We start from the raw sequence: 15,719 nt of genomic DNA on the forward strand, positions 1-15,719 counted from the left end.
GTTTTATCTTAATTCGGTTATTTTACACACATCCATATCGCCATAATCTAGGTTTTCACCTGCCATTCCCCAAATAAAAGTATAGTTTGAAGTTCCTGAACCACAATGTATAGACCATGGTGGAGAAATAACAGCTTGGTTATTATCCATCCAAATATGTCTTGTTTCTGTAGGCTGTCCCATAAAATGACTTACCGCTTGCCCTTCTGGAATCTCAAAATAGAAATACACTTCCATTCTACGATCATGAACATGTGCTGGCATGGTATTCCAAACACTCCCTGATTTTAAAGACGTCATTCCCATTTGCAATTGACATACGTCTACGACACTATTTACTATATACTTTCTAAGTGTTCTGGCATTAGCTGTTTCTGGAGACCCTAATTCTACTACCTCTACATCATTAATTCCAATTTTTTTATTTGGAAAAGCTTTATGAGCAGGAGTTGAGTTTAAGTAAAATTTAGCGGGACTTTTTTCTGACTTGCTAGAAAAATATACTTCCTTGTTACCTCGGCCTAAATAAAGTGCTTCTTTATGATCTAAATGAAATTCTTCTCCGTCTACAGTAACTGTTCCACTGTCTCCAATATTGATGATACCAAGTTCTCTTCTTTCTAGAAAGTACGAAGCTTTCAATGAATCAATACTTTCTAATAGTACTTTCTTTGCTGTTGGAACAACACCACCCGTAATAAACCGATCATAATGAGAATAGACTAGTTTCAATCTATCTTCTTGTAATAAGTCTGATATTAAAAACTCTTCTCTAAGTTGTTCTGTATCGTATTTTTTTACAGCCTCAGGATGTGAAGCATAACGTGTTTCGTAAGTATTTGACATTTAAAATTGTATTTAATATTAATTATATAGTTATAGAATTTGTTTTAAATTTTCGTCTAGCGGAATCATTTTCGGCATCAATAAATGAACAATACCTAAAATAATGAGATAACTAGAACCTGCCACTAAAAAAGCCCAGAAATAAGCGGTATTATCGGCCTGGTCTAGAAACTTACCCAGTAGTTTATTACTAACAATACCTGCTACGGCACCAATCATTCCTCCTAGTCCAACAATAGATGCTGTGGCTTTTTTAGGAAAAACGTCAGATACTAAGGTAAATATGTTTGCCGACCATGCTTGATGCCCTGCTGCTCCAATTCCTATTAAAAACACAGCTAACCATTTGTTCTCGGCAAAAGCCACATAGCAAACGGGTAAAATCATAATTGCACAAAGCAATAAAGTGGTTTTTCTAGCTTTATTTACAGACCATCCTTTCTTGATAAAATATCCCGATAAGTAGCCTCCCAGTATACTACCCCCATCTGCCAGAACATACATAATAAAGAATGGAACTCCTATGTCTTTTAGTTTTAATCCAAAAGTTTCTGCCAAAAATTTTGCACCCCAAAAAAGGTAAAACCACCAAACAGCATCGGTAATTTTAGCGGCTGCAAAAGCCCAAGCTTCTCGTCTTTTTAGGATTTTGATCCACGGTAGTTTTTCTTTACTCACTTCTACGGCCGAATCACTAATAATATACTCAAGCTCTTCTTTGCTTACTTTAGGATGATCCTCTGGCTTCTTATAAAAACGCAACCACAGAAAAACCCATACCGCACTTAAAGCACCTGTTATTAAAAATGGAATCTGCCAATTGGTACCATCTTCATGTACAATCCACCCTACAACAAATGGTGCTGCAATGGCTCCAATACTTGTTGCAGCATTAAATATTCCGGTAGCATAAGCACGCTCTTTTTTCGGAAACCATTCCGCGACTGTTTTTATTGCTGCAGGAAAATTACCTGCCTCTCCAAAACCTAAACCAAAACGAGCTAGACTAAAGCCTATGACGCTAAAACCTGGTCTAACCGCAGCATGAAGCATTCCAAAAATACTCCATATGGCAATGGCTAATGTGTAGCCTATTTTTGTTCCTAATTTATCTATAATACCTCCCATGGTTAACATACCAATAGCATAGGCAACTTGAAAACTAATGATAATGTTTGCGTAATCTTCATTGGTCCAATCAAACATATTTTGAAGTGTTGGCGCCATAACACCAATAATGCTTCTATCAAAATAATTTATGGTCGTCGCAAATAATAGTAATGCTAAAATTCTAAAGCGATAGTTTCCAATTTTTTGTTTTATTTTATTCATGTAGTCTTTAAATTATTCCTCTTTTAGCCTAGGTAAACTTTCCTATATTCTTCCATATGATGCTTATACTTTCTTGGTACTCCCAGAATGGCTATTCGTTTAATATTTTTATACAATAACGCTGCTCATTCTGATTAAATTTGAATGTAAAAACAGCATAAAATACTTATCAATTTGATTTTAAAAGACCTGTTGAGACTCTTGTTTTTATAGGATTAAATTATACTTTTTGCGTTCTAAAATCTTTGAAACAAGTATAAAACTTAATGAAAAGCGCGAGGATAAATTAATATTCAAAGCCTATAAACTATAATCCATTTTAGAACAATAGGTAGCCTACAATGCTTCTCACAGCATCTTTGGTTAAAGAATACGATACCAGCTATATAAAATGGAGTTTATAAAATGGAGTTTATAAAATTTAGATGAAGTTTAGTAGGTATTAAAACCTTTATTCCTTTTTTTATTATCCTAGAAGTTTTCTTTACAAAAGATCTTTTAATTTAATTGACAGGTGATAATCTATATACTTTAAACTCATCAACCGTCATATGATTATCTACTGTTCTGAGTCCAAAATAACCCGAAGTGTAAGGCTGTGAATCTTGAAAATCTGCAATAAGCAAATCATCTTTATAATATTGAATGATGCCCTCATGGGCTATTATTTTAATTTTATACGTAGTATTAGCTTTAAGAAGAAACTTTGATGCCGTTAAATCATGTTCTGGCAATAAGGGTCTTTCTCCATTACCTAAGTAACGTCTAAATCTGGTCTTGGTATTGTTATGTCCGCCAACACCCATATAGTATAATTGTAACGAATCATAGTTTGAAAACTTTCCACCGCGACGTGCTGAATTTTCAAATAAATTAGTTGGATTTTCAAGATCTGTAGCCATCCAAAAGCAATTTAAATCTGATACACGGTCATGTAATTCTCCGTTATTAATGACCGTCGCATCATAGGTTATCATGATTGAGCCTTCAAGCTTTTGAGTATACCAAATAGTACATCCAGCAGTATCATATATTTCGAGCTTTTTGTTGACAATTTGCACTGTTCCCCCCGGCATCTGTTCTACCTTCCAATTATTTAAATTTTCATCAAAAGATTCCGTATATAGCAAGGTTGCATCCACAGTTTGAGTATCATTCAATTTGATCTTAGAATTACATGCACTCAAAACAAATAGTGAAAAGAGTAACACACTATACCCTGCAAAATGACCTATCGATCTTTCAAAATTCATATACTTTTATCTTAAATGATATTCATATTTAGTTTAAAAAATAAGCTTGCTTTAGCTTATAAGCTTTAGTCTTCTGTACTAAAAGCTGCTGCTGGCAAACCTCCCGTATTGTAAAGGTTTGCCCCTTCAGGATTTCCTGACCATGCATAACGCACTTCTAGCGGTTCTAAAACAGCAGCATTCCAAACGGCTACTTTATTTTTGGAGATTATAGTGGCATTTGCTTGATACCAGATACCATCACTACTTAAAACCTCAAACCATTCTAATGGTTCATCTACTGAAATTGTACCATCGAGCAGGTTTTTATATCCTACCATTAAACCTGACTTCGCATGATCAAAAGAGATGATAATTTTATCCTTTTTAACCTTCTTACTTTTATACAATGGTCCGCTATATACGGGCACTTTCACGTTGTAATCTTTTTCTAATGCCCAAAGCGCTAATCTTTTACCGGCATCCATTTTGTTGTGAGGATGAATATCGCGCGGTTCTCCTATATCATATAATACGGCAAGGCCTGTATTTGGTAATTTTGTAGTTCTCCTCAAATGATCATTAACCGTTGCCCAACCTTTGTCTGCAGTATCATTTCCTCTAGTACACGCTGCTAGTTGTGCCATATAAAAAGAAAAATCTCCTTGCCCCCAATCTGCTCTCCAGCTCCGAATCATGTTGGTTAAGAATGCTTCATATTCATTGGGCATATATACCGCGTTGCTTTCTCCTTGATACCAAATAGCGCCTTTTATTTTATAAGGAATAATTGTGTTGAGCATCGCATTATATAATGTTCCAGGTGCTTGCCGATCTTCTTTAGGATGCGTCATAGGTTTAGGTTGTTTTCCCTTTTCACCTTTGCTTTTCCAGTGTTCCATCTGCTCGTTGTACTCTGTATCTTGATAATCTTCTGCATCCATTTTATAAATTAATGCCTTCTCTTCTTTTCTATTGGCTAAAAAATAATCTCTCAGATTTTCATCCTCAAGATAAGATGCTTCTGAAATCCATGGTTGTACACGTGTTCCTCCCCAAGAACATTCTACTAAGCCTATGGGTACGTCTAATTGTTTCCTTAGTTCCTTAGCAAAAAAATAACCTGTAGCCGTTATCTTCCCTATTTCATCTGTTGCTGCCTTTCGCCAATTGCCTTCAAAATTAACTTCTTTATCAAATAAGGATGTTGCCTGTGGCACTTCAATGTGTCTTAAGTAAGGGTCATTTACAGTAGCTGCTTCATTTCTAATATATGCTACCAAAGGTTGATGTTTTGGATCTTTAGAATCATTCAAGAATTTTGAAATTGAAAAATCCATATTTGATTGCCCTGTACAAAGCCAAACTTCTCCTGATAACACATCATGAATAACAATCGTATTTTTTCCTGAAATAGTGATGGTAAAAGGGCCTCCGGCGCTAGGTGTTTCTAGATCTACGCGCCATTTACCTTCAGGGCTAGTTAGTACAGAAGCCGTTTTTCCCCAACTCCCAGAAACAGTTATTGCTTCTTTTGGATCTGCCCAACCCCATACTGGCACTTTTGTATCGCGCTGTAGTACCATATGATCAGAAAAAATGGCATTTACGGTTACCTCCGCTCGAAGCGCTTGTGGTAAAAGAAAAATAACAAAAAGTACTAAAGTGAAATTCTTTATCATCGTGTAATTTTTAAATAGATTGAATGATTATTTTTGAGATAAAGGAATCACCATATTCCACGTATTTGATCCTTTACTAAAGCCTCCAGGTCCATCCATGGTCGCAAAGAAAATATGAGTGGGCACATTGTCTTCAACCAAAACAAACGGCCGTTCTAATTGTCCTTGTTTTATAATTTTGCCGGTGTCCCATTTCACCAATTTAGTATATGCTTTTGGGTTTGGATCTACCTCCCACTGAATACCATCTTCAGAATGTGCCAATAATCCATCTCCTGCGACCCCTGTAATTTTTCTGCGTTGGTCTTTGGCTACCATGTGTATCCCGTTAACATCTTTCCAAATATGAGGATCTTCAATCTCCCCTAAATGTTCCGTAGAAAAAAGAGGTTGATCACCTACTACCGTATATGGCCCTTCAAAAGAGGGTGCTGTAGCAACACCTATACTCATATCTGAATTAGAAATACCGTCCTCTTTATAATTTCGACCTTTAAAAAGTAATACTACAGCCCCATCATCTTTTAGTAAGGGTGACGGATTAGAGGTTAAAAAACTATAAAATGAATCCGGTTTTACATCTAATATTGGGGCATCATACCTTTCCCAAGGCCCGTTAGGATTTTTAGAAATCGCAATTCCTATACGCTTTCCCCATCGTGCCGAAATACACCATTTACTAGCAAGTGTAAATTGGGCTATATTATTTTTTGAAACATCCTCAAAAGGATGTGTGGATCCCATATAATATAAAATATAGGTGTCTTTATATTTCACAATTTTAGGGTTGTGACAAGATCTGCCATCCCAATACTGAGCTCCTCGCGCTCCTAAAGCCACATCTTTAAATGTATAGGGTCCTTCTGGGGTATTGGAAGTGGCATGGACAATTTCTGAATTAGTCATCCAGCCGGGATGAAAGGGTAGAAATTTTGGCCATCTAGAAGCGTACATGTGATACACACCATCATCTCCTTTGATTACAGAGCTCCCCCAAACCCAATATTCATCCATCTTTAAGCCGCCATTCACTGGTGCTTCTAATAAATTACTAGACACCTTATTCTGTGCACACATCACTGTAGAAACAAAACAAAATAAGCAGCATAAGGTTTTTAACATCCGTTGGGTTTTAAAAATTTATTAGTTTTTGGCTACTACCTTGGCCGCGGTTGCTTCTTCTAATTTTTTTAAGCGCATCAAAGCTTCCATATAGTAATAATCAGCATAAATGATAGGCATATCAATTTCTGAATTGTTGGGTAAATGACCTGTAGAATGCAATAAAAGTGCTTGGTTCTTGTCACCACTATAATAGGCATCTGATGATAAAATTTCTACAAACTTGGTTGCAGCAGTATTAAATTTATTTTTCAATGTAACATCCTCTACTAAATTTGCTATTTCAAACATACCACAAGCGGCAATAGCTGCAGCAGAAGCATCTTTAGGTGCATTTGGAATTTTTGGATCATCAAAATCCCAAAAAGGAATTCCGTCTTCTGGTAAACGCTCTAAGAAATGGTCTGCTAATTTTATAGAAGTTTCTAAAAAATCTTTTCTCCCTGTTTCTCTATACGCCATTGCAAAACCGTAAATGCCCCATGTTTGTCCTCTTGCCCACATAGATTCATCTGCATAACCTTGGTGCGTATATCCTTTTAAAAATTTGCCTGTTTCCTCATTGAAAGATCCTAAATGGTATAGGGAGTTGTCTTCCCTAACAAGATTATTCATGGTTACTTCTGCATGACTAGTAGCGATATCATATAAACGTTGGTCTCCACCGTTTTTTGCTGCCCAAAAAAGTAATTCCAGGTTCATCATATTATCAATAATCGTATTATGAGCATACTCTTCCCGTTTTTCTGGCCAAGAAAGTATTGACCCTACCTTATCGTTATATAAGGTTGCTAACGTATCTGCTGCGGACAGCAACACTTCCTTATACTCCGGATTTCCAGTAATTCTATACCCATTACCAAAACTACAATACACCATAAAACCAATATCATGATTCCGAGCAGAATTGTACGCAATGGTTTTTATAGGAGCCATAAAAGCTGCTGCTTCCTTTTTTAAAGATGCATCATTAGAAGCTTCATACGCATACCAAAGAACTCCTGGCCAGAAACCACTACACCAATCATTTACTCCTACAGATTCCCAAGTAGTTTGGTTTTCAGGAATGTTTCTTAAAAAGCTATCCTTAACTGATAAGCCTTTAAGTGTTTCTTTTGTTTTTATTACGCTTTCATCTAGCATCTCTTGAGCGCTAAATACGGGAGCTTCTTTTTTTGTAGGACTACACGAAACAATCAATACAATAGTAAGCATTAGAAAAAATTTACTCATAATTTAAGGATCTATGGTTATATCTAAAAAGTGTTTATTGAGCTTATTTTTCATAAAAATTTAAAGTAAAATTTACAGCATAAACTCTATCACAATTTTAGAAAGAATAAGCCTCCTAAGGCATAAATTATCATTCAATCATGATAAAATAACATCCTTTTGCTAGCGTATTTATACGAATTATACTACAAATAAGATTTAAGAGTAAGCCTATCCTGTATAGCGTAGAAATAGAGCATTTTTTTTAGAAAGTATACTTAAGCAGAAATTAAACCCTTAGGAATTAAGTTAGGAAGACCTACTGGTCTATGTGAAAACCTCCTTTTTCCCAACCAAGAAGTGTTAGATCTCAACGCGCTTATTTACAGTGATTTACAAATTAGGGATTGCTAGATTTATCGAAAAACTTTCAAATTACTTATTTTTCATCTCACATATTATGCTCTTTTTATGCAATTAGACCATAGTTTTTCGGCAGCAAACTCCTAATGTATACATTTACAAATCATTAATTTTTTTATCTAATTATTATATAATACCGCATAAAAAAGCCCTGTATATTACTAAATAACTTAAAAAGAGCTATAATTTATAATGATTGAATATTATTTTATCATGGTCATTGATCTTAATAATTAACATTGCCTTAACAAACGTACTCACTTAATTATATGAAACTATTAAAAATTAATTTTTATGACTAAACTTAAAAGCATTCAGTTGAATCTGAAAAAATTGTCGAGTCTATTTTGGATTTTAGGCTTTCTTATTTGCAGCATTACGGCACATGCAAATCCAACCTTACCACAGAGCATAAAAATATCTGGTACAGTAGTAGACGCAGAAGACAATATGCCCATACCGGGTGTGAATGTCGTAGTTAAAGGAACTTCTACTGGAACAGTTACAGATTTTGATGGTAACTATACTATAGATGTACCGGCTAGCACAAGTGTTCTTGTCTTTTCTTCTATAGGTTATGCAAAAAAAGAAGTATCAACTAAGTCTAGTACTGTAATTAACGTTTCATTGGAAGCGGATGTAAGCGCACTAGATGAGATTGTGGTGGTAGGTTACGGTACTGCTAAAAAGGAAACTCTAACGGGATCTGTTGAACAGGTAAAGGCAGAAGCTTTTGAAGATTTAGCTGTGGGTAGTCCTGCATTAGCGCTTCAAGGTAGAACGCCTGGTTTGGTAGTTACTCGTACCTCCTCAAGACCTGGCGATGAAAATGTAAACTTTCTTATTAGAGGTGCTTCTTCTATTAACGGAATAGAACCACTTATTGTAATTGATGGTATTCCTTCCATAAACTCGTCTTCCTTTAACGATATGAACCCTAATGATATTGAAAGCATTAGTGTATTAAAAGGGGGATCGGCATCTGTATACGGATCCCGTGCCGCAGGTGGTGTGATTTTAGTGACTACAAAAAAAGGTAAAGGACAGATTAAGATTGATATCAGTACCATTTCTAGAGTTGGTACAATAGGTATACGTCCTCCATCGCCAACAATGTCACAATACGGGCAATTATATGCTGCTGCAGCTCGTGAAGATATAGCTTCTGGAAAGCCACCTCGATATTTCTTTTGGAATGATCTTGCAACTGTAGATAGAATTGCTTCTGGAGAAGAAGGATATTATGATTTACCTATAAACGGAAATATTTGGTTAGGAGATGCTCCTAGGTTTGATGAAATGTTCGGTAATTCTTACTCAAGCCAACATAACATTAGTATATCTGGAGGAACAGAAAAAAGTAACTTCCGTATATCTGCAGGGTATGACAACAATGTTGGGGGCCTAAAAGTTGCAGATGATAGTTCTGATAGATATAATTTTTCTATGAACTATGGTGCGGATATTAGTGATAAACTAAGTTTGAATACAAATATTACTTATTATAACAATAAATTTTCAGGACCTTCTGGAGGTTTAGGTAGAGAAGCAGCAACCTACGATGCTCCCCTTTTTCCTACCTATAATGCAGACGGACAATACTATGCAAACTTTGGAGGTGATCTAATCACAGGAGATAGAAATGGTGTGGCACAAGTTATAGATGGTGGCCGTGAGAACAAAACAATTGAGCAATTTAAAATATCTGCTTTAGCTAAATACAAATTCACGGATCATTTAGATTTTACAGGTTCTTATGCAATCAGCAGACAAAATAGTGAATACCAAACCTATTCGGTTTCTGTACCACTTTATAGCTGGGGCGGGAGTTTCTCAAATAATATAAACAATACCACTTCCATTCAAGAAGGTACAGGTCCTGACAGAAATGATGGTAACATTACTTACAAGAATTATAAAGGTGCATTAAATTACTCTAATCAATTTGGTGATCACAACCTATCGGGACTTTTAGCTATAGAAGCTGAGAAAAATGATATTAACGAATATAATATTAGAAGAAATGGCTTTGTAGATTATGGTGTTTACGATATTAATTTAGGAGCTACTGACCAATTGGTGACAACATCGGGTGGTGGTACTTCTTGGGGTTTCTTCGGATACATCGGTAGATTAAACTATGACTACAAAAGTAAATATCTAATAGAAGTACAAGGTAGACGCGATGGATCTTCAAGATTTGCAGATGGTAAAAAATGGTCTAACTACGGTAATGTTTCAGCTGGTTGGGTACTTAGTTCCGAAAATTTCCTAAAAGAGAGTAGCCTTATATCATTCTTAAAATTAAGAGGTGGTTATGGCGAATTAGGGAGTACTTCTGGTATTGGTGATTTTGGATATTTATCTACGGTAGGCTTTGGTACAACTGTATTTGGCCAAACAAATGCAGGACAACAAGCTACATCTAGTGCAAATAGTTTATTCAGTAGTAATACTACTTGGGAACGAATCGTAACCAAGGAGATAGGTGTAGACTTTAGACTGTTTAATAGCAACGTATTTGGTTCTTTTGACCTTTATCAAAAAGACAATGTAGGTATGTTGGTTAGAGGTATTGAAACCGATATTTTAGGTACGGCAACTCCATTTACCAATATTGGTACTTTAGAAACCAAGGGATGGGAAGCAATGCTGGGCTATCAAGGTAAAATAGGTGAAGTTGATTTTACCGTAAGTGCAAATATGAGTGATTCTAGAAACGAAATCACTGAATATGACGGTGCCCAAACGATATTTGAGAATTTGAACGATGCCGATAGTGGCAGAAATATATTAGGAAAACCAATTAACTCGTTTTATTTATGGGAGACTAATGGTTATTTTGATTCTCAGGCACAAGTTGATGAATATTACGCAAGTTTAGATGAAGGTGGTATTTTACCTTCTCAAAGCTCTAACGATGCATTGAGACCGGGAGATATGATCGTTGTAGATTCTAATGGAGATGGTACCCTGGACAATGACGACTTAACCTATAGTGGGGATGCATCACAACATTATGTTTATGGATTTAATTTTGATGTAAAATATAAGAATTTTGACCTTAGTGCATTTTTTCAAGGTGCTCTAGAGCATAATGTTTATAGAACGGGTTATTTCGCCCAACCTTTCCAAGCAGAATGGCAGAACCAATCTAATACATGGTTAGGAAGAACATGGACCGAAGATAATAGAGATGCAGAATTTCCTAGATTAACTACACAACGTGGGCTATCTGCGTGGAACTACAGAAGTAAAGATCATATTTTACAGAATAATAGATACATGAGATTGAAGTCTCTTATTATAGGATATAACTTTAAAAATTTACAAATAAAGAATACTCCTATTGATAATATTAGAATTTATTTTTCAGGAAATGATTTATTTGAAATAACCAGTGTAAAAGATGGTTATGATCCAGAATTTCAAGCGAGTTCTAATAACAGTGCCTACCCATTTATGCGTACTTGGGCATTAGGTTTAAAAATTTCACTTTAGTACCATCAAGAAGTAGTTAACATATCATAAAATAATATACAGATGAAAAAAATAATATATATAATACCGTGTTTAATGGTATTCTTCTCCTCGTGTGAAGACGATTTTATAGACTTAGCTCCGCCAGCTTCAATTACTGACCAGGTATATTATACCGAAGCTGAACATTTTCTAACAGGTTCCAATACGTTTTACAATAACTTAATGACTTGGAGGAACGACCAAGGCATATATTCCGATCACGGTTCAGATTTGGTGGGTTACACCGAAGATGGAGGGATGCAAGAATATAGTAGAGGTGATACGCAAGCACCTGAAACAGATGGGTACTACTCTAGCCCTTACTCCGCCATTAGAGCTATGAATCTTTTGCTAGAGCGCGCAGCTGTTTATGAAGGAGATGAAAGTATTGAAGCTTATGTTGCTGCTACTAAATTTCATAGGGCATATCAATATTTTAACCTAGTACAACGCTTTGGAGGGGTTACTTTGGTTACAAGATCATTAGATGTAGGTGATGAAGAATTAAGTGCACCACGTAATAGTAGATATGAAGTTGTTGCACAAATACTTGCAGATTTAGATGATGCTATTGCCGGCTTACCTACTGAACAAGAAATTGGATCGAATGATAAAGGTAAAATCAGCAAATGGGCGGCAATGGCCTATAAAGCAGATGTTTTACTACATGAAGCCACATGGATGAAATATGTTGGTACCACTACAGATGGTGATGGTGTAAGTATTGGTGCTGGTAGTGCTGGCTTTGATGCCTCTAAGATAGATCCTTATTTACAAGAAGTTGTAACACTTACCAAAACGGTCATGGACCAAGGTGGTTTTGAACTTTGGAATTATAATGACGACTTAGATAATTTAAGTTCAAATTTTCTTTTTAATCTAGAAGATAGTGGTTCTAACCCAGCTGGTTTAGATAAGGCTACCAATAAAGAGTTCATATTTTACGGGAAATACGATTTTACATTTAGGCAAGCCGGCGACCTTGTAAGTCATGTTTATGAAGGTAGAGTTAAACCTAGTAGAAAAATGATGGATTTATTTTTGAGTACCGATGGGTTACCGATTGATCAGTCGCCATTATTTCAAGGGTATGATAATACGCCGGACGAATTTCAAGATAGAGATTACAGAATGACCGCTTATTTCACCTACCATAAAAACCTTGGTGAAATTCCTCAAAACGGTGACGTTGTTTTAAATGGAACAAATAATTTTGGTTATTTCAACTCTAAATTCATGAGCTGGAAATGGGGTACTGATGAAGCCTATAGAGCAACAAAAACGGAAGCTTATGATATGCCTTTTATTCGCCTTGCCGAAGTTTATTTGATGTATGCAGAAGCTTTGTACGAGTTAAACGGAAGTCTGACAGATGCTGAAATGAACGAATCTATAAATCTAATTAAAGCCAGAGCAGGTTTACCTGCTATTAGCAATTCTTTTTTAGCTGCCAATAACATGAACATTGAAACAGAAATCAGAAGAGAACGTACTATAGAGCTGTATGCAGAAGGCGCTACTAGATTTAATGATCTAAAAAGATGGGGTATTGCAGAAGAAGAACTTGGGGAAACCAAATTTGGTGCTGTTATTGAAGGTACTGTTTACGAAAACAATCCTGATTTATATACTCCTGAAGGATATGGTTTTGGTGAAGCCACCACTACCACAGGTGTAGGACCAAGAAGTGCGCTAGTTGTAGAACCTTCATCAATCAGAAATTTCTCTAGAGATAATTACTTGTTCCCTATTCCTACATCTCAAATAGGGTTAAATCCAAATATGTTACAAAATCCAGGATATTAAATGCTTATTTTTTTGAGTTAATTAGTTAGTTTCAAAAGTGGTTATAAGTATCAAACTTATAACCGCTTTTTAGTTTTAATCAGTTTACCTATCCATACCCCCTCTTCATGTTTTAAACCTTACATAGGATTATTTTTATGGTAAAATGAATAAATCGGTTAAAAAAAACCATAAGTAATAGTAAACTACCAATAATTCATAGTCATAGCGCTTTAAATTTTCGCCGCTGTAACTTTTAATTAATACCTTAATTACCCGATTAACAAACCCATTATTGAACTAGAATTTTTTAAAAATGAAATTAAACCAATGTCTTTTTTTAGGTATACTCGTAACCACTATTTTTAGCTGTAAACAGAAAGAATATGTAGATGAAATTTATGAAAAACCAGAAATAATAAAAGAAGCTTCTTCTCAATTTCTCTCTCCAGAAGAGAGTATGAAAACATTTTATGTACCCAAAGGATACAAAGTAGAACTGGTTGCTAGCGAACCGATGGTAGATGAACCTATCACTATTGCTTGGGACGGAAACGGCCGGATGTATGTAGCCGAAATGAATACCTATATGCAAGATCTTGATGGTACCGGAACCAATAGATCTATAAGCAAAATAAAACTACTAACAGATACAGATGGTGATGGCAAAATGGACAAAAGCACGGTCTTTATTGATAGCCTCATGCTGCCTAGAATGATTTTACCTCTAGAAGACGAATTGATTGTTAATGAAACCTATTCGTATGATTTATGGAGTTTTAAAGATACGGATGGCGATGGAGTTGCAGACAAAAAAGAACGTGTATACTATAACGAAAATCGTCGTGGTGGTAATTTAGAGCACCAACAGAGTGGTTTACTATGGAATTTAGATAATTGGGTCTACACTACCTATAATCCTGTACGTTTTAAATTTAAAAAAGGAAAGGTCGTTGTAGATTCTCTAGAAAATATGCCGAGTGGACAATGGGGCCTATCGCAAGATGATATGGGTAACATGTACTATTCTTCGGCTGGGAGTGAAAATCCCGCGTACGGCTTTCAGCAACCTGCCTCTTATGGCGATTACAATCCGGAAGGCAGACTATCTGAAGGTTTTATTGAACCTTGGCCTATTGTAGGTACGCCAGACGTACAGGGCGGACCAAAAAGATTGCGAGAAGATGGTACCTTAAACCATTTTACAGGAGTTGCGGGACAAGAAATATTTAGAGGTCATAAATTACCTCCTTCCACATATGGTGATTTATTTATTCCTGAACCCGTAGGAAGGTTAATAAGACGCGCTAAAGTACGTGTAGAAAACGGTAAAAAAGTGCTGTATAATGCCTACGATGAAGCAGAATTTATGGCTTCTACAGATTTAAACTTTAGGCCTACTCAGGCCAAAACAGGTCCCGATGGCGCTTTATATGTAGTAGATATGTATCGAGGTATTATTCAAGAAAGTAATTGGACTAGAAAAGGAAGTGTGATTCGTCCCGTTATTGAACGAAAAGGTTTAGATAAAAATATTGGTAAAGGAAGAATTTACAGAATTGTACATGAAGATATTACTCCTGACAAAAAGCCAGAATTATTAGGTAAAAAAGCATCAGAATTAGTAGAATATTTAGGGCATCCTAATGGCTGGTACAGAAATACGGCCCAGAAATTAATTATACTAAAAGATGATCAAACGGTAATTCCAGAATTAAAGGAAATCGCTTTAGATAATTCTTCTATTTGGACTAGCCTATTTGATACCGATAAAGATCTAGGAATTGCCCGCGTGCATGCACTTTGGACTTTAGAAGGTTTAGGAGTGGTAGACAAAGGTCTTATAAAGGCAAAATTCACAGATGAAGATCCTCGTGTACGATTAACGGCTATTCGCTTGAGTGAAACTTTCTTGAAAAAAGGTGATACTGATATTTTCGCGGCATTAGAAACTTTAAGCATGGATCAAGATATTGATGTGGTAAACCAAGTTGCTCTTTCCCTACGATATAGTAAAGCTAAAAAAGCTACTGAATTATTAAAAAGTATCCAAGATGCTTATGCTGATAATGAAATAGTATCACACGCCGTAAAAGAAAGCTTAAAGAAAGATGATTCTAAACTTGCGCAATTAAAAGCGCGTATTTCCAATAGACCCCTCGGTGAAAAACAAAGTATTCTTAGAGGTTATGATTCTTATAAGCAACTATGTATTACGTGCCATGGTCCTGATTTGGCTGGCGTTCCTACTGAAGATGGTGCTCTTATAGCTCCCTCTCTAATTGGCAGTGCTCGTGTTGTTGGGGACAAAGGTACGCTAAGTAAAATTTTATTAAACGGATTAATTGGTCCTATTGAAGGCCAAGAATACGGTATAATGATGGCCTTAAAAAGTAATGATGATCAATGGATTGCAGATGTACTTAGCTATGTGAGAGCTTTAAATAATGTAGATGGTGTGCATAAACGCATTGTGGGTAATGCTAGAAAAGAATCTAAAGACAGAGAAGATTATTGGACCTTAGAAGAACTAGAAGCCTTAGAAAAGGAGAAAAAATAGTAT

At 35.8% G+C, this 15,719-nt stretch carries 9 protein-coding genes; 3 read left to right on the plus strand and 6 right to left on the minus strand.

What is annotated here, in order from left to right; all coding sequences use genetic code 11:
• Positions 1-3 precede the first annotated feature (3 nt).
• From kduI to BLQ19_RS03625, 6 genes are all read right to left on the minus strand, one after another.
• Entirely contained in the window at positions 4-846 is an 843-nt protein-coding gene (gene kduI, locus BLQ19_RS03600) for a 5-dehydro-4-deoxy-D-glucuronate isomerase (protein ID WP_074537429.1), read from the minus strand.
• Positions 847-876: 30 nt separating this feature from the next.
• Positions 877-2,178, minus strand: a complete 1,302-nt coding sequence (locus BLQ19_RS03605) for an MFS transporter (RefSeq protein WP_074537430.1) — start codon at positions 2,176-2,178, stop codon at positions 877-879.
• Between the two features lie 503 nt (positions 2,179-2,681).
• Positions 2,682-3,431: a DUF6250 domain-containing protein gene (locus tag BLQ19_RS03610; RefSeq protein ID WP_074537431.1), complete on the minus strand. Its 750-nt coding sequence runs from the start codon at positions 3,429-3,431 to the stop codon at positions 2,682-2,684.
• A 65-nt stretch (positions 3,432-3,496) separates the two neighbouring features.
• On the minus strand, positions 3,497-5,092 hold the full coding sequence (locus BLQ19_RS03615) for a sialate O-acetylesterase (protein ID WP_074537432.1): 1,596 nt from the start codon (positions 5,090-5,092) through the stop codon (positions 3,497-3,499).
• A 27-nt stretch (positions 5,093-5,119) separates the two neighbouring features.
• A complete protein-coding gene (locus BLQ19_RS03620; protein ID WP_139150192.1) occupies positions 5,120-6,214 on the minus strand; it encodes a glycoside hydrolase family protein in 1,095 nt (364 codons plus the stop codon).
• Between the two features lie 21 nt (positions 6,215-6,235).
• Complete coding sequence (locus BLQ19_RS03625) at positions 6,236-7,447, minus strand: glycoside hydrolase family 88 protein (RefSeq protein WP_074537433.1); 1,212 nt, start codon at positions 7,445-7,447, stop codon at positions 6,236-6,238.
• Between the two features lie 696 nt (positions 7,448-8,143).
• Here BLQ19_RS03625 and BLQ19_RS03630 point away from each other — a divergent pair.
• From BLQ19_RS03630 to BLQ19_RS03640, 3 genes are all read left to right on the plus strand, one after another.
• Positions 8,144-11,350, plus strand: a complete 3,207-nt coding sequence (locus tag BLQ19_RS03630) for a SusC/RagA family TonB-linked outer membrane protein (protein ID WP_025614181.1) — start codon at positions 8,144-8,146, stop codon at positions 11,348-11,350.
• A gap of 42 nt (positions 11,351-11,392) precedes the next feature.
• A complete protein-coding gene (locus tag BLQ19_RS03635) occupies positions 11,393-13,177 on the plus strand; it encodes a RagB/SusD family nutrient uptake outer membrane protein (RefSeq protein WP_025614180.1) in 1,785 nt (594 codons plus the stop codon).
• Between the two features lie 295 nt (positions 13,178-13,472).
• Positions 13,473-15,716 (plus strand): DUF7133 domain-containing protein, encoded by a 2,244-nt coding sequence (locus tag BLQ19_RS03640; RefSeq protein ID WP_074537434.1) that lies wholly within the window; start codon positions 13,473-13,475, stop codon positions 15,714-15,716.
• Positions 15,717-15,719 lie beyond the last annotated feature (3 nt).

The sequence above is a fragment of the Cellulophaga baltica genome, from assembly GCF_900102165.1.
GTDB lineage: Bacteria > Bacteroidota > Bacteroidia > Flavobacteriales > Flavobacteriaceae > Cellulophaga > Cellulophaga baltica.